This window comes from Nitrospira japonica, assembly GCF_900169565.1.
Lineage (GTDB): Bacteria > Nitrospirota > Nitrospiria > Nitrospirales > Nitrospiraceae > Nitrospira_C > Nitrospira_C japonica_A.
In genome coordinates, this window is record NZ_LT828648.1 from 1,976,775 (window position 1) to 1,993,700 (window position 16,926).

Below are 16,926 nucleotides of genomic sequence, written 5' to 3' on the forward strand. Positions count from 1 at the left end.
ATGGCGGCGTTCGTGTGGTTGACGATCCTCACGGCGCTTCGGGTCCTTGGGCGCAATCGTATGCGGACAGCCTTGACCATGCTGGGAATCGTGATCGGCGTAGGGGCGGTCATCGCCATGGTCAGCATCGGCGACGGTGCCCGGCGCGCGGTCCAGAGGCAGATCGCCACGATGGGCACGAACGTCATCATCGTCTGGCCCGGCGTCACCACGGTCAGCGGCGTGCGGGGAAGCCAAGGAGGGGCCGTCACCCTGACGGTCGCGGATGCGCTGGATATCAAGAAGAAAATTCCGTTGTTGTCGGACACCGCATGGGCCAAACGGGACGTGATGCAGATCGTCAACGGCAACCGGAATTGGAACGGTTCCATCAATGGCGTGTCTCCGAGCTATCTGACGATCAGAGACTGGTCGTTTACCAGCGGGGGGGCGTTTACGCAGGCGGACCTCGACAGCGCCGCTCGCGTGGCGCTGATCGGACAGACGGTGGCGGAGAATCTCTTTGAACCGGGAGAAGAGCCGGTCGGGGCTGTCATACGCATCAACAACGTGCCGTTTCGGGTGATCGGCGTGCTTGCGGCGAAGGGACAATCCGCCCAGGGTTCCGATCAAGACGACGTCATCTTCATTCCGTTCACGACCGCGGAACGAAAGGTCTTCGGCACCTTGTTCCTGGGCTCCGTCGGTGGGATCTTTGCGTCAACCGAGCGGGCCGACGATCTCCCTGAGGCGGTCGAGCAGATTCGCGACGTCATCCGCATGCGTCACCGGATACAGGGGGAACAGGCCGACGATTTTACGATCCGCACGCAGGTGGATATCGGAAAGGTGCAACAGGGGACGAGTCAAACGTTGACCGTGATGTTATTTGCCATCGCGTCCGTTTCCCTGCTCGTCGGAGGGATCGGTATCATGAACATCCTGCTGGTCTCGGTGACCGAGCGGACCAGGGAAATCGGCGTTCGGATGGCGGTCGGCGCCACGCGGCGTCACATCGTCGTGCAGTTCCTGATCGAAGCCATGACGTTGAGCGTGTTGGGCGGGGCGTTGGGCATTATCTTCGGGGTGATAGGGGCGAAATTGACGACGGTGATCGCAGGATGGCCGACCATCGTGTCCGGATCCGTGATCGCGGCTGCATTCGTGTTTTCGCTCGTCATCGGATTGTTTTTCGGCCTCTATCCCGCCACAAAGGCCGCGCGTTTGAATCCGATCGACGCGCTGCGTTACGAGTAATCTGCAACCGTCGGCACGGGGGGATGAAGCGAGTCGACGCTCGGTGCGGCGGTAAGCGACACCTCGATGCGAGGGTTGAGCTTGTCGACGTGCTTGTACAGATGGGTTTCGACGATACGGTTGTCGTTGACGCCGAGTCCCTCGCAGAGCGCGTCTTGAGCGATTTTCAACCCTCCGTCGACGTCACGCCGCAACGGCGAGGTGAAATAGAACCGGATCGAAAGAACCAGCGGATTCGATTGAAGTCGAGCCAGTACGGTCGCGCGGTGGGAAGACTTGGAGAGCGCGAGCAGGACCAGATTTCCGACCTGGGCTTTGTACGTGCGGCCGGCCGCGGAGAGCAATCGGCGCCCTCGCACCGTGGCATACTGGTGATTCACGCTGGGCGGAACGGGCAGCACGAGCGATACGCCGGCGGTCTCGGGGCAGGTTGCCGCGGGGATTTCTGCGCGGCGCGGGTTCGCGGAGGGTGCGGTGGCGGTCATCGCCAAAATTCTTGAGGCTGTCTGTCTGGAAATGACACGAACCGGAAGTCGAGAATTGATAAGCGGCGTGGAACGGCGGGCAATGGGCATGCGGAGCACTATAGGAGATTCAGAATCTTCGACATGTCCTGTTCGTACCGGTCTTCGGATCGGCTGATGTATCTGCGCCACTCACTGGGGTTCCAGACCTCCATGCGGTGGTACAGGCCGACGAGGATAATCTCCTGGTCTTCATCCAGCGGGACGAGTTTTCTCAGCCGGCCGGGGATCAGGATCCGACCGGTCTTATCGATTTCAGAGGTTCCGGCTTCCGAAACCACGAAGTGCATGAAGAGTCGGCTTTGGTCCTCGTCGAGCGTCGCCTTGCTCCGCTCGAGCACCTTCTCCCATTCCTTGATGGAATAGATCAAGATCGACTGCTCGGGGCCTTTCATAAAGACGACGGCACGCCCTTCGGATTCCACCTGTTCGCGGATGGGCGAGGGTACGATGAACCGACCCTTCTCGTCGACTTTGCAAAGATACTCGCCGGCAAACATTAGTGCCACCTTGAACTTAGTCGTTGAGCGGCGTTCTCATTCGCTCCCGGATCCACTGTTCGAGATCGGACCGCACGAACCGCCACTGGCTGCCCAACTTGAAGGCGGGAATTCGACGGCTGCGGAGATAACGGTAGAGCGTCCGCTGGGTGATCTTGAGATACCGGCAGGTTTCTTCCGCCGTCATCAACTCGCTCTTGGAACTCCGACTCATTCACCGTCCAGGATGGGAGGGAAACCATAGAGCGGACCGCCTCTAGTGTGGCATCAGGGTATGCGAGGCCTGCAGATCTGTCAAGTGAAATGTATGACAACATAGGTCAGAAGCCGCCATCGTCACCCAGGTCTGCGGAGGCGTCTTCGGTGTTGCCCAAGGCTTCCGAGGGATCCTCCCCAAAACCCTCACCCATCTCGTCGCCCATCTTCTTCATGAACTGTTTCATGCTGTCGGGGTCGCTCTCGTCAAGGTCCCCCAGGGTGTCCGGGTCCGCAAGCGATTCGAGGCGGGCTTCTTCGGATTTCGGCGACGCAAAACGGGACATCAAGCGCGAGAGCTCTGCGCTTCCGCAGGAAGCGCAGGAGACCGGTTTGGGATTGGCGATGCTCAACTGAAGCACCGTGGTGCGACGCCGACAGCTGAGACACAGATACTCGTACAATGGCATGTGCTACAGTCCCAGAACCGATGGAGATCGAAATGGTTCTTCCACGAACAGATGATCCGGAACGACCAATGAACCAATCGTGCGCGCGAGCGTCAGGGCAACGACGGATTTCGCACCGGATTCCGACAGTGCTGCCGCACATTCGTGGAGGGTCGCGCCGGTCGTAAAGACGTCGTCGATCAGCAGGATTCGGCGGCCCGTGACGAGACGAGGCCGGCGGACCGCAAAGGCATGCCGCACATTCTTCAACCGCATATTCCGGGGTAACGTCGTTTGAGGGTCGGTGGCGTGCACCCGCGCGAGTTCGCGTATCGATACCGGCAGATGGAGATGTCGTGCCACACGGTCCGCAAGGAGCAACGATTGATTGAATTCCCGGCCGCGCAATCTGCTGGGATGCAACGGGACGGGGAGGACGAGATCGACGTCCAGATTCGGCGGCAGGGCATCGATCATGAGCTGCGCCAACGGTTTGGCCAGTCCGATTTTTCCCCGATACTTGAATGCGCAAACAGCTTCCCGGAGCGGAGGAAGGTACGGATAAAGCGTCCAAGCCCGGCTGAAGGCCGGGCGATGCTCCAGACAGTCTTGGCAGTGGTGATTCGGCGAATTGGAGACCGCGGCAGCCGAGACGAAGGGTTGGCTGCAGAGCGCGCAGCAGGGTCCCTTCAGGGGCAGGATCAGCTCCCAACAGCGCCGACAGAATCCCGGGACCGGATCGCCCTGCAAGCCGACTCCACAGGCAAGGCAATCGACCGGAACGATGAACCGCAGTGCCTGGCGGCAGAGGCCGAGGAAGCCGGTCCGGGTGAATGGAAAGGACGTCAACATGGTGGACGTGGGAGCCGAAGTCGAGTTTCTTCTAGAAAAAAACGTGGCTCCTGTCAAGGTTGTTGCCCCTCAAATGGTTGTGTTATACGGAAAGATGTCTGCAAATCATAATGCTGAGACTTGAACAGGTTTCGAAGATCTATCATCGGGGATCGGCTTCCATCATCGGGGTGGATCGCGTCAGTTTGGAAGTGGCGGCCGGTGAATTCTGCGCGTTCATGGGGCCGAGCGGATGCGGAAAGAGCACGCTGCTGAACTTGGTTGCCGGCTTGGATTCTCCTACGAGCGGAGAAATCGTCTTGAACGGGCGGCCGACCGCACGGTTTTCGTCCGATGATTGGACGCGGATCAGGCGGGAAGAGATCGGAATTGTCTTTCAATCGTTTCACCTGGTTCCAGGACTTTCCGCCGAAGAGAATGTCGCCTTTCCGCTGCTGCTGAGAGGCGAGCGGGGCGGAACGATGCTGCGGCGCGTCGAGGAAGTGCTGGACCTCGTCGGAATGAACCATCGCCGCCGTCATCGCCCCGGTGAATTATCCGGAGGAGAGCAGCAACGCGTCGCCATTGCACGGGCCGTCGTGCACGGTCCCAAATTGGTCGTGGCCGATGAACCGACGGGAAATTTGGACTCCCAGCAGGGCGCGGCCGTCGTCGACCTATTGAGGACGCTGGCCGATCAGGATCGCCGGACCGTCCTTCTTGCGACGCACAGCGGTGAGGCGGCGGGGTCGGCGCACTACGTGTGGACCATGAGGGACGGCCGTCTGATCGAACGGGTTGCATCGAACCTTCTTTCCTTGGGGTTATAGATGGATGTGTCGACGACGATTGCGGGGGTCAAGTTCACCGGTTGCTTCATGAATGCCTCCGGTGCGTTGTGCGTCACGAGGGAGGAATTGCTGGCGCTGGGGCGCTCGCGCGCCGGGGCGATCGTCACCAAGTCCATGACGGTGGAGCCGCGTCAGGGCAATCCGTCGCCTCGATACTACGGATTCTCCGGCGGCTCGATCAATTCAATGGGACTGCCCAATCTGGGCTATCGTGCCTATGCCGAGTTGATTCCTGAATTGAAGCGGTTCGGCAAACCGATCATCGCCAGCGTGGCGGGTCTTGTCGAGGACGACTTCCCGGTCATCGCCGAGGCCGTCAACGCAGCCGGGCCGGATTTAATCGAAGTGAATCTATCCTGCCCGAACATCCCGGGAAAACCGCAGATCGGCTACGACGCCGAGGCGTCCGAGCGGTTGATGAAGCGCGTGCGAAAGATCATTACGGTTCCGATGGGCGTCAAGCTGCCCCCCTATTTCGATCCGGCGCATCACGCGTTGATGGGAAACGTCATCGGACGATGCGGCGTGGATTTTCTGAATTTGATCAATTCAGTAGGGAACGGGCTTGTCGTCGATCCGAAGACGGAAACCGTGGTGATCAAGCCGAAAGGCGGATTCGGAGGCTTGGGGGGAACCATCATCAAGCCGGTGGCGTTGGCCAACGTCCGGGCCTTCTGGAAGCACTTCGACGGACGCATGCCGATCATCGGAACCGGCGGTGTCATGAGCGGCCTTGACGCCTTCGAACATGTGCTGTGCGGCGCCTCGGCCGTGCAAGTCGGCACACTGCTGGTTGAAGAGGGAGTCGACGTGTTCGGTCGGTTGGAGGCGGAGTTCGTCGCGTGTCTTCGGGAGAAGGGTTACCACTCGATTGCGGATTGCCGTGGCAGGCTCAAGGAGCTCTAGGCGGCCACCCGTTCTCGCGCTCAGCCTCATCCACTTGCTTCACCGGTTCAACGTGGGCAGCGGGACGAGGAGTGACGTTACTTGCCGAACGATTTGGACAGGAGGCCGAGTTGGAGTGCGCGGCGGAGGAGTTGGGCGACGTTTCTGACGTTGAGGCGGCGCATCAGATTGAACCGGTGGACTTCGACGGTGCGGACGCTGATCTGCAGGACGGTGGCGATTTCACGATTGGTATGACCGATGGAAACCAACCGAAGAATGTCCCGCTGACGCGGAGTGAGCGGCCCGAGCTCGATTTCCTCCACGACAGGCTCGGCTTTGCGACGCAATGCGCTTTTCATGTGGCTCTCACCATTCGATCTCGTGATATGTTGACGCGAGTCTAACAAAGGCGGGAAACCCTGTAAACGAAACTACTAATTCCTGCAGCCTCGGGCCCGTCCCCTATATTTTGATCCGCAAATAATCGACATTCGTTCTGTTGCCCACCTCAACGACAAGGATCGGTTGGAATGCGAGGCGTGTGGTCAGTGTTCGGAATGCTGATCGGGGCGCATGTCCGCGAGCGGCCGCTCCGAAACGCACTCAGCGTTGTCGGGGTCGCACTCGGCGTACTGGCGTCCGTGTCGATCGGCACGGCCAACGTGCAAGTGCTTCACTCCTTTGATCGTGCGGTGAGATCCGTCTCCGGAACTGCCACCCTCGAAATCATCGGGCACGACCTGGGGGTGGATGAGGCGGTGATCAGATCGGTGCGGAACCTCCCGGGCGTTGAGAACGCCGCTCCGCTTCTGGAGCAGGGCGTCGTGGTGCAAACCGAAGGACATCGGGGCGAGGTTCTGCAGATCTTCGGCATGGACCTCCTGGCCGAACTCGGCTCACCGAACGGGCGATTTCTGGTCACCCGTGAGGATCGTGAGCGGACCCTTGAGGATGTCGTTTCGGCGGATGCGATCTATCTGGGCCGATCGTTGGCCGATTCGTGGAACCTCCGGGTCGGCAGTCTGGTGGATGTCCAAGGCGGCGGACGGAACCTGCGCCTGAGAGTCGCCGGGGTCATCCACGGAACGGAGAATTCCGGATCCCTTTGGGACCGAGCGGCCGCCATGGACATCGCGGCGGCGCAGGTGAACTTTTCCGCGATCGGACGGTTGGATCGAATCGATATCGTCACGGATGCGGGGTGGAACGTGGATGACGTGGCGGCTTCGGTCCGCGACGTCCTGCCGCCGCATCTGACCGTGCAACGTCCGGCGCAACGGTCGAAACAGGTCGAGAATATGGTCCGCTCCTTCCAGCTTAATTTGACGGTGTTGAGCTGGGTCGGACTGCTCGTCGGAACCTTTCTCATCTACAACACGATGGCCTTTGCCGTGACCCAGCGGCGGCGTGAGATCGGCATCTATCGCGCCATAGGTATGGCGGAGCGCCGGATCGCGTTGTTGTTTCTCGTTGAAGGAGGGCTGCTGGGTTTGATCGGGGGCATGCTGGGTGGGGCCGCCGGGGTATGGGTGTCGCGGGCGCTCATGGGGTTGGTCAGCCGCACGATCTCGGACTTGTATGTTCCGCTCATGACCGGAGATCCGATGTCGTGGATTGATACGCAAACCATCATGGCGATGGTGAAGGGCACGGCGTTTGGAACAATAGTGGCGATGGTGGGCGCGTTGGCTCCGAGCCTGGAGGCTTCGCGTACGGTGGCGGTCCGCGCCTTGGCGCCGGGGGATTACGAAGAAACTCAGCAAGTCCGCGGCCCCCGCTTTTTGGCCGTCAGCCTGCTGTTGTTTGTCTGTGCCGGCGTGATGTCCATGCCGGGACCGATCAACGGCCTTCCGTTGTTCGGATATCTTGCAACCCTCTGTCTCCTCGGATCGCTGGTCGCGCTGTCATCCGTTTGTATCCAGACGTTGGGGCGCCGTGAGGTGTCCCGCAACCATGGGTCCCTCGCACTCGAGGGCGGGCTGCGTCGTATGGCCGCCGAACATGCCGCGAGACATCCGGGTCGCAATGCGGTGACGGTCTCGGCTTTGATGGTCGGACTCGCCATCATGATCGGGGTCGTGGTCATGGTTCGAAGCTTCCGCGAGACGGTGGAAACGTGGGTCAATGAAACCGTCATGGCTGACTTGATTGTCGCCCCGTTCGGTTGGCTGCACCGGCAGCAGGCTGGTCACGCGGCCCGTGCGCTCCCCGATTCATTGGCGTTGGTGCTGTCCTCCTTCGATGGTGTGGCTGCCGTGGATGCCTATCGGAATGTGCAAGTCGATGTCGAGGATCGAACCGCCATGCTGGTGTCGCGGGATATGCGGTTGCACGCGGAGCGGAGCCGCTATCTTCTCCTCCGAGGCGACTCGACGGCCGCGTTGAATCGGGCTGCAGACTCCGGAGGGGTGTTGATCTCGGAAGTGCTGGCCAGCCGGCTGGGAGTGCGGGAAGGGGGACGCGTGACGATTCGTAGTCCTCAAGGCCCACAAACCGTGCCGGTCGAAGGAATTTTTTACGACTATGCGACGGATGGCGGCAAGATGGTGATGGATCGCGCCCGATATCAGAGATTATGGAACGATCACTCGGTGACGGTATTCGCCGTCTATCTTGCCGCGGGAGCCGATAGCGAGACCGTCCGGGCCGCGATGGTTCGGGCCTTTGCCGAACGACAGGACGGGGTGTTGCCGCCGATGGTGATCAAGAACAAGGAACTGCGGAAGGAAATCCTCGACATTTTTGACCGGACCTTCATCTTGACCTACGTGCTGGAGCTGATCGCCGTATTGGTGGCGGTGCTCGGCATCGTCAACACGCTGGTGACCGCCGTGCTGGAGCGGCGTCGAGAATTGGCCACCCTTCAGGCGATCGGGGCAAGCCGGAAGCAAGTTGAACGTCTGGTTCTATGGGAGGCGGTCTATCTCGGTTCGATTGGCGCGGTGTTGGGTATGATCGGAGGGCTTGGTCTCGCCTGGATTCTCATTACCGTCGTCAACAAACAGTCCTTCGGATGGACGATTCGCATGACCGTGCCGATGGACGTGCTTCTGCAGGCCGTGACGATAGGCGTGGTGGCGGCATGGATTGCCGGTTACCTTCCGGCCCGATGGGCCGCGAGACAATCGGCGGTGGAGGGATTGAGACAGGAATAGCGAGCGTATGGTAAGCAGCCTGCTACGGCGATGGGTAATACCGCATGGCCTGTCGGTGCTTGGCTCAGCAACTTGCTCCGTCCACGACTGTGTCGGAACGGAGCTTCAGACAAGCTTCGCCAGCGCGAAGGCGCACGCACCGACAGTCATGCGACCCATCGCAAGTCGCAGGGCGCACACCATACTCTTCACCGAGAGAGGTTAGAAGGGTAGCAATGCTCATTCGACACGCACAGTGGACGACGACCGGTTCTGCGTCTGCTACTCACCTGGGTCTGTATCAGCCCGCTACTGGTTGCTGGTAGTCCACTTCGATCTTGAATCCGAGATCTTCGATCATGCCCCAGACTTCCGGCGCAGGAGCGCCAGGAGTCGTGAGGTAGCCGTTCACAAAGACGGAATCGGCCGGATAGAGGGCGAGCGGCTGCAGGCTGCGGAGGTTGTGTTCGCGGCCGCCGGCGATGCGGATTTCGGTGCGCGGATGGAGAAAACGGAAGAGGCACAGGACTTTCAGGCAGCGTTGCGGCGTGAGATTATCGCAATGCTCCAAGGGAGTGCCTGCAACCGGGTGCAAGGTATTGAGTGGAATCGAATCGGGCTTGACCTCGCGCAGGGCCATGGCAAGGTCGACGAGATCCTCGTCCTTCTCGCCCATGCCGACGATCCCGCCGGAGCAAATTTCCAGTCCTGCCGCCCGGGCGTTCCTGATCGTCGCGAGACGGTCTTGGAACGTATGGGTCGTGCAGATCGAGGCATGAAACGCTTCGCTCGTGTTCAAGTTGTGGTTCACGCGATCCACACCCGCCGCCTTGAGGCGCTTCGCCTGCTGTTCGCTCATGAGCCCCAGGGAACAGCAGATCTGGATCGGGGTTTCCTGTTTGATGGCGCGTACGGCGCCGGCGATCTCGTCGATCTCGCGGTCGAGCGGGCTTCGGCCGCTGATGACGATGCAGTATCGCTGGGCTTTGGAAGCTGCGGCCTGTCGCGCGCCTTCGATCATGCGGTTCTGCGGGAGCAGATTGTACCGTTCGATCGGAGCGGTTGAGATGGAGGACTGGGAACAATAATGGCAGTCTTCCTGGCAGGCCCCGCTCTTGGCGTTCTGAAGCATCTGCAGGCGAACCGTGCGCCCAAAGTACCGGGCTCGCACCTGAAAGGCGGCATGAAGCAGTACAAGGAGTTCGTCGTCCGGCGCATTGAGGACGGAGAGGGCTTCCTGTCTCGTCAGGACTTGATCATCAAGCGATTTGGCGGCCAGGGCCGAGTAATCCGTCATACGAAAGACCTTTCAATCACAACAGGGACGCAAATGGGTCAGAATCTCGGAACGGAAGGAAGCTACACGGTTTCAAACGGAGAAGCAATGCCCGGATAGGGGACGACGCGGACCGGAAGGGGAGATTCTTTTCCAGCAGAGGGCACACCGCCTTCGAGCCATGGAAGGGCCACGAGGCTGTTCCAGTTTCCGCAACGCCGGCACCGTCCCGCCCATTCGGCCGTTTCCTGCTGACAGGCGGTACAGACATACGGGACGACGACGCGTTTCTTGAACTGCAGGGCTTTCTTCAATTCCACGACCGCCTGCTCCATATGCTGCTTGCGTAAGAAGAGGTTGGCCATGATCTTGTGATAGTCAACCAGTTGATCCTGAGGCCCCTCGACCGTCGACAGAATGTCGAATGCCTCGTCGACCATTTCGAGGCGGTAGTACAACTTGCCCAGGTAGAACTGCAGCACCGGATCGTTGGGGTTCTGCTGGAGCGCCTCCTGATACGTCCGGATAATTTCACTCGGCTCACCCTGATCGAGAAACAGTTCCTCCAGGCGGTGCAGGATGATGACATTGTGGGTCTTCGCATAGACTTTCTTCAGGATCTCCACGGCTTGTTTGGTCTTGCCTTCCTGGATCAAGATTTCCCCGATGCCGATGTAGGCGGGCAAAAAGGTTCGGTCTTTCTTGATCGCCCCGCGGAAATACCGCCGTGCCTTGTCCGGGTGCCCGCGCTCCAGCAGTTGGCGGCCGACTTCATACATGCATCCGGTCAGTAGCAAATTCTCCGCGCGTCGCTCGGATTCCGGCAGGCTGGCTTTCAACAGGCGATGCTGAATTTCGAGTGCTTCGCTCCACTTCTCGAGACGAATCGACAAATCCCGTTTGCGGATCAGGGCCGTCAGGTTGTCCGGCTCGATGCGCAGGATCTTCTGCAGGGTCTGAAGCGAATCCTCGTATCGCTTGGCGGCCTCCAAATCCTTGGACAACTCGAGAAGAATCTCAATGTTGCGGTCGTCGATGCGGTTGGCATACTGGTGCAGCCGGATCGCCTCGGAGAAATTGTTTTCCGAGCGATAGATGTTTCCCAGCCAGAGCAGCGAGTCCACCCGGTTGGGATCGATCGCCAGGGCCTTCTCGAACAATCCGATGGCTTCGCTGATGCGCTTCGACATGAACGCGTGCGTGCCCTCGCGATGCAGCGCGTCGAGTTTCTCTTTCCGACGCTGTAACCGCGTGCTTCTCCAGGTTCCAATGGCATGGGCGGTTTGCCTCATGCCGACCGCCAAGGCCACCAGCACGGCCCCGACCGCCATGGAAAAGACCACCAGCGTGACCGGACTCAATTCGAACTGAGTGGACGGACCGGTATGAACGGTCAGCGTGCCTGGATTCAACTCACGGAAATAGCTATAGACGAAAATGCCGGCGCTGATGAGAAAGATGCTGGTGAGCAGCCTGAGCATGATCTAGGCTCGTCTGGAATTGGCCACCCGCTTGCTGCGCGCCGGCTTTGCCGCGGCTGGAACGGGCTGTTCTTCCTTTACCGGGATGCGCTTGGCGTCGGCCCAAAGACGCTCCAGCCCATAGTTTTGGCGGGAGTCATGCCGAAAGATGTGAACGACGACGTCCCCATAATCCATCAGCACCCATTGTGATGAGGCCTTGCCTTCGATACTGAGGGGATTGGAGCCGGTCTGGGAGAGTACGCCGTCGACATGATCGGCGATCGCTCTGGTTTGTCGATCGGAATCCGCCGATGCCAAGACCAAATAGTCTGCGACTGAGGTCAGGGTCGCAACGTGCAGGACAACGACATCCGTGGCCTTCTTGTCGTACATGGCCTTCGCAATGGCAATGGCCGTGGCCTTCGATGTTCGTGCGATCGGATTCCTCTTATTCGTATAAGTGATGCTGAAGTATATAGGATTCAACGGTGGGCGGCAACAGATTTGCCACCGGGAGTCCGGTCCGCACCCTTCCACGAATATCCGATGCAGAAATATCACTGGGGGTGAGGCGTAGGCAGATGAGCCGTCGGTTTCCGATGGGGATGTCCACCTGTGAGATCGTGCCTGCGTCCAGGGCCGCGAGCGAGTCACCGGGAAACGTCTGAAACCAGCTCAACCGGGTCAGATGCTGAAACGACGTCCCGGGCCGATTCATCACGACGAAGGAGCAGAGCTCCAACAGCGCGTCCGGTTCCCGCCAGGTAGGAAATTCGAGGAACGCATCGAGTCCGATCAGGAAAAACAGCTCTGTCTGTGAGCCGTATTCTTGACGGAGGAGTCGAACGGTGTCGATCGTATAGGATTTCCCCGGACGGCGAAGCTCGACGTCGGAGATCGCAAGGCCGGCTTCCGAGGCGATGGCCAAACGGACCATTGCGTAGCGATCATCGGCCGATGCCAGGTCCTGCCGGGATTTATGGGGCGGGTCTCCGGTCGGAATGAAGAGGATGCGGTCCAAATCCAGCGCGCGCCGAATTTGCCGCGCCATGGTCAGGTGTCCGCAGTGAACGGGATTGAACGTTCCTCCCAGGAGCCCCAGGCGTAATGATCGGAGAGAAGAGGTGTCTGGCGGGGATAGGCATTCCTGGGAACCCATGGGCGAGTTCCTAAAGCAGGACGAGATTGTCCCGGTGGATAATCTCGTCGTATTCCTGCGGACCGAGACGCTGTTGAACGTCGACGGTCTTCAAGCCTTTCATGCGGGCGATCACATCTGAGGAAAAATTGACCAGGCCCTTGGCGAATTCCTTCCCGTCTTGATTGAGACAGCTGACGGGGTCGCCTGCTTCGAACGTCCCCTTGACGTCGATGATTCCGGAAGCCAGGAGGCTCTTTCCCCGTTCCGCGAGCGCCACGACGGCCCCGGCGTCAAGGAGGAGCTGCCCTTGGGGACGAAGGGTAAAGGCGATCCAGAGTTTGCGGCTCGTCATTCGACGCCCTTTGGGCAGGAACAAACTGCCGCCGTCGCCGCCCGCGAGGACGGTGGGCAGCAGGCCGGCTTGCTGTCCGTTGAGAATGAGCGTGGCTACGCCGTATTCGCCAACTTTTTTTGCCGCACGGACCTTCGTGGCCATGCCACCCGTCCCTTCGAACGTGGTGGACACGCCGGCTCGCTGCTCGATCTCTTCCGTGATCTCGGAAACCAGCGGGATCAGCGTTGCAGAAGGATTTTTCCTCGGATCCTGGGTAAAGAGTCCGTCGATGTCCGACAGGATGACCAGCAGATCCGCGTCCACGAGGTGCGCCACGTCCGCTGCCAGCGAATCGTTGTCGCCGACTCGAATTTCGTCCACCGCGACCGTATCGTTCTCGTTGATGACGGGGACCACTCCGAAACCGATCAGGGCCGCCAGGGTATGGCGGGCGTTCAGGAAACGCCGTCGATCGGCGAGGTCCTGATGCGTCAGGAGAATCTGGGCGACCTTGACGCCGAGCCGCTCGAAAGATTTCTCATAGGCCCACATCAGCCGGCTCTGCCCGACGGCGGCAGCGGCCTGTTTGACCGGCAGGCTTTTCGGGTATTCCTTCAGCCCCAGTTTCTTGATGCCGGAGACGATGGCGCCCGAGGAAACGAGCAGAACCTCTCGCCCGTCAGTGCGCAACATCGAGATCTCGTCGGCCAGCCGGTCGATGCGATCGGGACGGAGCCCCGCGTCTTTTGACGAGACGAGACTGCTGCCGATCTTCACCACGATCCGCTTGGCAGATGTCAGGATTTCGTCGCGCATCCGGCGGTCCGAAGGTGATCGACCTGCTGTCCGACGAAGGAGACGAGTTCCGTCAATCCCTCCCTCGTGGCGGCAGAAATGGGGAGACACGGATACTTTCGGCGTTTGCAGTACATTTGTAAGGTCTTCAATTTGGCCCGATCGCCGGCGGCATCGAGTTTCGTAGGGACGATGGCGAACGGGCGCGCCGACAGGGACGCGTCGTAGGAACTCAGCTCCTTGCGCATGATTTCAAAGCTCGTCACGGGCTCGTCTGCCGACCATTCCGATACGTCGACAAGATGCAGCAGGAATGACGTCCGTTCGATGTGGCGCAAGAATTGGAACCCGAGTCCCTTGCCTTCGTGGGCGCCCGCGATCAGACCGGGAATGTCCGCGACGACGAAACTGCGATCGGATCCCCAGCGGACGACCCCCAGGTTCGGAACCAATGTCGTGAAGGGATAGTCCGCGATCTTGGGACGCGCTGCCGAAATGGCGGCGATGAGCGTGGACTTTCCGGCATTCGGATATCCGACCAGTCCGACGTCTGCCAGCAGTTTTAACTTCAGCCTGAGTTCGCGTTCTTCCCCGTCGGTGCCCGGTTCAAAGCGCGTGGGCACTCGATTGGTCGAGGTGGCGAAATGACTGTTGCCGCGGCCGCCCTTGCCCCCGCGCGCAACGGTGACCGTCTCTCCATCGGCGGCCAGGTCGGCAAGCATGTCGCCGCTAAGCTCGTCGTAGACGACTGTTCCCACGGGAACGGTCACCACCACGTCACGCCCGGTCCGACCGGTGCAATTGGACCCGCTGCCCGGGCGGCCGTCCTCGGCCTCGTAGTGGCGTTGATAGCGGAGATCCAGCAGTGTCGTCAGGCGCTGTGACGTCGTGAAGATGACGTGCCCTCCATTCCCTCCGTCTCCCCCATCCGGTCCGCCGCGGGGCACGAACATTTCGCGCCGGAAGCTGCAGACCCCGTTGCCGCCTCGCCCGGCTTTGACCACGATACTGACTTCGTCGACAAACATGTGAGCGTATCCGTAGGAATCTGTCCGGTCAGCCGTGCGGGAGCAATCATGCGGGGCACGAAGCCCCGTCGATGTTGTCGAACGAGCGAGACGGTAGCGATGAAAAGGAGGGACGCCGGCTATGACGTCGTTGGCGTGGGGTAGACACTGACCTTCTGCCGCGCGCGGCCGCCCTCGAATTTGACGGTGCCCGTGATGCGTGCGAAAAGGGTGTGGTCCTTGCCGAGGCCCACATTGAAGCCGGGGAAAAACTTGGTGCCGCGCTGACGCACAATAATGGCGCCAGCTTTTACCGTCTCGCCACCGTACGCCTTCACGCCCAAATACTGCGGATTACTGTCCCGCCCGTTTCTTGATGATCCGCCGCCTTTATTTGTTGCCATGGAACGTCATCCTTTACGATTAGGCCGTGTGGATACCGGTGATCCGAAGCTTGGTAAAGCCCTGCCGGTGGCCTTTGGTGCGACGGTAGTTCTTGCGCCGTTGCTTCTTGAACACGATCATGGATCGAGTCCGGCCCTGATTGACGATTTCCGCGGTGACCTTGGCTCCTGCGACCAGGGGTTGGCCGATGACCACACCCTTGTCCCCATGAACCAGTCGAACGTGGTCGAGTTCCACGGTGCCGCCCACGTCTCCGGGAAGACTTTCGACTTGGACGAGACTGCCGTGCTCTACTCGGTACTGCTTGCCGCCTGTTTCTACAATAGCGTACATGAACCCTACCCTCCGTGACAAAACACGGCTATGTATCACAGGGCCGAGAAAAGTGTCAAGGTCATGTCCATGGCCACCTCGACCGCTTGCGGGGTTGGGACGGCTCCTTCCCCCTTTCGAGGGCTTTCAATGCCGGTCCGGCGACGGATAAGATCCATCCGTACGGAGGATTCCCATGGCCATCAACTCCCAGGCGAAAAACTCAAGCCGATTGATCCCAACGAAATTTGTCCTCAGAACCTACCGCCGGATTCCGACTTGGTGTGCCTCTTATTATCTGAGCGGATCCGCCATCGGGAAGGGCATCGTCACGAACCTCTCGCGTTGCGGCATGAGGATGCTGGGGGACCATGCGCCCAAAACGGGGACGGACCTCTGTGTCCGACTTCATCTTGATGACGATCAGCCGCCCATCGAGATCGCCCGCGCCACCGTGCGGTGGGTGGGCCAAGGCGAATTCGGGCTGCAAATCGACGATCTGACCGCCGCGGTAGCCGGGCGCATTGCAGAGATGCTGAACCGACAGGCCCGCACCGGCCGCAATGGCTGGTAATCGCATCGGCGGCCATCGCCTGCGGATTCTTGACGCTTCTTCCGACCCGCTGCTATAGTCCGTTTCCATCATGGAACCTCAAGGCAAGATCTGGATGGATGGAGCGTTTGTCGATTGGGCTGACGCCAACGTCCATGTGCTCACGCACTCGCTCCATTACGGTTTGGCGGCATTTGAAGGACTGCGCTGCTATCGAGGCAAGTCCGGTTCCGCTATTTTTCGGCTGCACGAGCACGTCGATCGGCTCTTCGAGTCGGCGCACATCGCCATGATGACGATTCCCTATGACAAGAAGCAGGTAGCCGAGGCTATTGTCGAAACCGTTCGAATCAACAAGTTGGACGCCTGTTACATCCGTCCGCTGGTGTACATCGGATACGGCGCGATGGGGGTCTATCCGGGCGACAATCCGATCAAATTGGCCGTGGCGGCGTGGAAGTGGGGAGCATATCTGGGTGACGACGCGTTGGCTAACGGCATGCGAGCCCGGGTGTCGTCATTCACCCGGCACCACGTCAATGTGTCGATGACGCGCGGCAAGATTTCAGGCTATTACGTCAATTCGATCCTCGCGAAGCGGGAGGCCAAGGCTGACGGCTATGATGAGGCCATCATGCTGGATCCCGAGGGCTATGTGTCCGAAGGCACCGGCGAGAATATTTTCATCGTGCGTAAAGGGCGGATCAAGACCACCCCCTTGACCTCCATCCTGGAGGGGATCACTCGGAATTCCGTCATCGAGTTGGCGAGAGAACAGGGTATCGTCGTGCAGGAGGATCGATTCACCCGCGACGAGATGTATATCGCTGATGAAGTATTCGTGACGGGAACGGCCGCCGAACTGACTCCCGTGCGGGAGATCGACAATCGCCGAATCGGAAACGGGAAACCCGGCCCGATCACGGCCGCTCTGCAAAAAGCCTTCTTTTCCGTCGTGCGCGGCGAGGATGCGGCACACGCATCCTGGTTGACGCGCATTTGACTCTGACTCTTTCCGATTCAGTGATGCCG

The 16,926-nt window shown here is 60.0% G+C and carries 20 protein-coding genes; 6 read left to right on the plus strand and 14 right to left on the minus strand.

The genetic code is table 11. The features are described from left to right. Window positions 1–1,236 (plus strand): ABC transporter permease, encoded by a 1,236-nt coding sequence (locus NSJP_RS09485; protein ID WP_080886667.1) that lies wholly within the window; start codon window positions 1–3, stop codon window positions 1,234–1,236. Here NSJP_RS09485 and NSJP_RS09490 read toward each other — a convergent pair. From NSJP_RS09490 to NSJP_RS09510, 5 genes are all read right to left on the minus strand, one after another. Continuing rightward, window positions 1,227–1,721 (minus strand): RusA family crossover junction endodeoxyribonuclease, encoded by a 495-nt coding sequence (locus NSJP_RS09490; protein ID WP_172834259.1) that lies wholly within the window; start codon window positions 1,719–1,721, stop codon window positions 1,227–1,229. The two genes, NSJP_RS09485 and NSJP_RS09490, sit on opposite strands and share 10 nt — an antisense overlap. 98 nt (window positions 1,722–1,819) lie before the next feature. Then, the gene (locus NSJP_RS09495; protein ID WP_080886669.1) at window positions 1,820–2,260 is read right to left on the minus strand and encodes a division/cell wall cluster transcriptional repressor MraZ; all 441 of its coding nucleotides are present in this window, start codon (window positions 2,258–2,260) and stop codon (window positions 1,820–1,822) included. Between the two features lie 16 nt (window positions 2,261–2,276). After that, window positions 2,277–2,474 (minus strand): helix-turn-helix domain-containing protein, encoded by a 198-nt coding sequence (locus tag NSJP_RS09500; RefSeq protein WP_080886670.1) that lies wholly within the window; start codon window positions 2,472–2,474, stop codon window positions 2,277–2,279. A 106-nt stretch (window positions 2,475–2,580) separates the two neighbouring features. Further along, a complete protein-coding gene (locus tag NSJP_RS09505; protein ID WP_080886671.1) occupies window positions 2,581–2,925 on the minus strand; it encodes an FmdB family zinc ribbon protein in 345 nt (114 codons plus the stop codon). A 3-nt stretch (window positions 2,926–2,928) separates the two neighbouring features. After that, window positions 2,929–3,756, minus strand: coding sequence for a ComF family protein (locus NSJP_RS09510; RefSeq protein ID WP_080886672.1), 828 nt, complete (start codon window positions 3,754–3,756; stop codon window positions 2,929–2,931). Between the two features lie 110 nt (window positions 3,757–3,866). Here NSJP_RS09510 and NSJP_RS09515 point away from each other — a divergent pair, with 110 nt between their 5' ends. Next, on the plus strand, window positions 3,867–4,565 hold the full coding sequence (locus NSJP_RS09515) for an ABC transporter ATP-binding protein (protein WP_080886673.1): 699 nt from the start codon (window positions 3,867–3,869) through the stop codon (window positions 4,563–4,565). Then, window positions 4,566–5,492: a dihydroorotate oxidase gene (locus tag NSJP_RS09520; protein WP_080886674.1), complete on the plus strand. Its 927-nt coding sequence runs from the start codon at window positions 4,566–4,568 to the stop codon at window positions 5,490–5,492. 77 nt (window positions 5,493–5,569) lie between these two features. Here the strand turns inward: NSJP_RS09520 and NSJP_RS09525 are convergent, their stop codons facing one another. After that, window positions 5,570–5,833, minus strand: coding sequence for a LuxR C-terminal-related transcriptional regulator (locus NSJP_RS09525; RefSeq protein ID WP_080886675.1), 264 nt, complete (start codon window positions 5,831–5,833; stop codon window positions 5,570–5,572). A gap of 171 nt (window positions 5,834–6,004) precedes the next feature. Between NSJP_RS09525 and NSJP_RS09530 the strand changes: the two genes are divergently transcribed. Beyond that, window positions 6,005–8,629, plus strand: a complete 2,625-nt coding sequence (locus NSJP_RS09530) for an ABC transporter permease (RefSeq protein WP_080886676.1) — start codon at window positions 6,005–6,007, stop codon at window positions 8,627–8,629. Between the two features lie 280 nt (window positions 8,630–8,909). On the opposite strand, the gene bioB is transcribed toward NSJP_RS09530, so the two are convergent. The 8 genes from bioB to rplU all read right to left on the minus strand — a co-directional run bounded on the left by bioB (window position 8,910) and on the right by rplU (window position 15,362). Further along, entirely contained in the window at window positions 8,910–9,905 is a 996-nt protein-coding gene (gene bioB, locus NSJP_RS09535; RefSeq protein WP_080886677.1) for a biotin synthase BioB, read from the minus strand. 62 nt (window positions 9,906–9,967) lie between these two features. Beyond that, a complete protein-coding gene (locus NSJP_RS09540) occupies window positions 9,968–11,365 on the minus strand; it encodes a tetratricopeptide repeat protein (RefSeq protein ID WP_080886678.1) in 1,398 nt (465 codons plus the stop codon). Between the two features lie 3 nt (window positions 11,366–11,368). Further along, window positions 11,369–11,833, minus strand: a complete 465-nt coding sequence (gene rsfS, locus NSJP_RS09545) for a ribosome silencing factor (protein ID WP_407938647.1) — start codon at window positions 11,831–11,833, stop codon at window positions 11,369–11,371. After that, window positions 11,796–12,506 carry a nicotinate-nucleotide adenylyltransferase gene (nadD, locus tag NSJP_RS09550; protein WP_080886680.1) on the minus strand — a complete coding sequence of 237 codons (711 nt, stop codon included), beginning with the start codon at window positions 12,504–12,506 and terminating at the stop codon, window positions 11,796–11,798. Before nadD ends, rsfS begins: the two co-directional genes overlap by 38 nt. A gap of 10 nt (window positions 12,507–12,516) precedes the next feature. Then, window positions 12,517–13,638: a glutamate 5-kinase gene (gene proB, locus NSJP_RS09555; RefSeq protein WP_080886681.1), complete on the minus strand. Its 1,122-nt coding sequence runs from the start codon at window positions 13,636–13,638 to the stop codon at window positions 12,517–12,519. Further along, window positions 13,620–14,645, minus strand: a complete 1,026-nt coding sequence (gene obgE, locus NSJP_RS09560; RefSeq protein ID WP_080886682.1) for a GTPase ObgE — start codon at window positions 14,643–14,645, stop codon at window positions 13,620–13,622. Before obgE ends, proB begins: the two co-directional genes overlap by 19 nt. A 119-nt stretch (window positions 14,646–14,764) precedes the next feature. Continuing rightward, window positions 14,765–15,028, minus strand: a complete 264-nt coding sequence (gene rpmA / locus NSJP_RS09565; RefSeq protein ID WP_080886683.1) for a 50S ribosomal protein L27 — start codon at window positions 15,026–15,028, stop codon at window positions 14,765–14,767. Window positions 15,029–15,047: 19 nt separating this feature from the next. Beyond that, window positions 15,048–15,362: a 50S ribosomal protein L21 gene (gene rplU, locus NSJP_RS09570; RefSeq protein ID WP_080886684.1), complete on the minus strand. Its 315-nt coding sequence runs from the start codon at window positions 15,360–15,362 to the stop codon at window positions 15,048–15,050. 175 nt (window positions 15,363–15,537) lie between these two features. On the opposite strand from rplU, the gene NSJP_RS09575 reads away from it, so the two are divergent. Continuing rightward, on the plus strand, window positions 15,538–15,915 hold the full coding sequence (locus NSJP_RS09575; RefSeq protein WP_080886685.1) for a PilZ domain-containing protein: 378 nt from the start codon (window positions 15,538–15,540) through the stop codon (window positions 15,913–15,915). 70 nt (window positions 15,916–15,985) lie between these two features. Continuing rightward, window positions 15,986–16,897, plus strand: coding sequence for a branched-chain amino acid transaminase (locus tag NSJP_RS09580; protein WP_080886686.1), 912 nt, complete (start codon window positions 15,986–15,988; stop codon window positions 16,895–16,897). The last annotated feature ends 29 nt before the right edge of the window (window positions 16,898–16,926 follow it).

Excerpts from the sequence above, each read along its gene's own strand:
- NSJP_RS09485 (WP_080886667.1), top strand. The coding sequence starts at position 1 with ATGGCGGCGTTCGTGTGGTTGACGATCCTCACGGCGCTTCGGGTCCTT.
- NSJP_RS09490 (WP_172834259.1), bottom strand. The coding sequence starts at position 1,721 with ATGACCGCCACCGCACCCTCCGCGAACCCGCGCCGCGCAGAAATCCCC.
- NSJP_RS09495 (WP_080886669.1), bottom strand. The coding sequence starts at position 2,260 with ATGTTTGCCGGCGAGTATCTTTGCAAAGTCGACGAGAAGGGTCGGTTC.
- NSJP_RS09500 (WP_080886670.1), bottom strand. The coding sequence starts at position 2,474 with ATGAGTCGGAGTTCCAAGAGCGAGTTGATGACGGCGGAAGAAACCTGC.
- NSJP_RS09505 (WP_080886671.1), bottom strand. The coding sequence starts at position 2,925 with ATGCCATTGTACGAGTATCTGTGTCTCAGCTGTCGGCGTCGCACCACG.
- NSJP_RS09510 (WP_080886672.1), bottom strand. The coding sequence starts at position 3,756 with ATGTTGACGTCCTTTCCATTCACCCGGACCGGCTTCCTCGGCCTCTGC.
- NSJP_RS09515 (WP_080886673.1), top strand. The coding sequence starts at position 3,867 with ATGCTGAGACTTGAACAGGTTTCGAAGATCTATCATCGGGGATCGGCT.
- NSJP_RS09520 (WP_080886674.1), top strand. The coding sequence starts at position 4,566 with ATGGATGTGTCGACGACGATTGCGGGGGTCAAGTTCACCGGTTGCTTC.
- NSJP_RS09525 (WP_080886675.1), bottom strand. The coding sequence starts at position 5,833 with ATGAAAAGCGCATTGCGTCGCAAAGCCGAGCCTGTCGTGGAGGAAATC.
- NSJP_RS09530 (WP_080886676.1), top strand. The coding sequence starts at position 6,005 with ATGCGAGGCGTGTGGTCAGTGTTCGGAATGCTGATCGGGGCGCATGTC.
- bioB (WP_080886677.1), bottom strand. The coding sequence starts at position 9,905 with ATGACGGATTACTCGGCCCTGGCCGCCAAATCGCTTGATGATCAAGTC.
- NSJP_RS09540 (WP_080886678.1), bottom strand. The coding sequence starts at position 11,365 with ATGCTCAGGCTGCTCACCAGCATCTTTCTCATCAGCGCCGGCATTTTC.
- nadD (WP_080886680.1), bottom strand. The coding sequence starts at position 12,506 with ATGGGTTCCCAGGAATGCCTATCCCCGCCAGACACCTCTTCTCTCCGA.
- proB (WP_080886681.1), bottom strand. The coding sequence starts at position 13,638 with ATGCGCGACGAAATCCTGACATCTGCCAAGCGGATCGTGGTGAAGATC.
- obgE (WP_080886682.1), bottom strand. The coding sequence starts at position 14,645 with ATGTTTGTCGACGAAGTCAGTATCGTGGTCAAAGCCGGGCGAGGCGGC.
- rpmA (WP_080886683.1), bottom strand. The coding sequence starts at position 15,028 with ATGGCAACAAATAAAGGCGGCGGATCATCAAGAAACGGGCGGGACAGT.
- rplU (WP_080886684.1), bottom strand. The coding sequence starts at position 15,362 with ATGTACGCTATTGTAGAAACAGGCGGCAAGCAGTACCGAGTAGAGCAC.
- NSJP_RS09575 (WP_080886685.1), top strand. The coding sequence starts at position 15,538 with ATGGCCATCAACTCCCAGGCGAAAAACTCAAGCCGATTGATCCCAACG.
- NSJP_RS09580 (WP_080886686.1), top strand. The coding sequence starts at position 15,986 with ATGGAACCTCAAGGCAAGATCTGGATGGATGGAGCGTTTGTCGATTGG.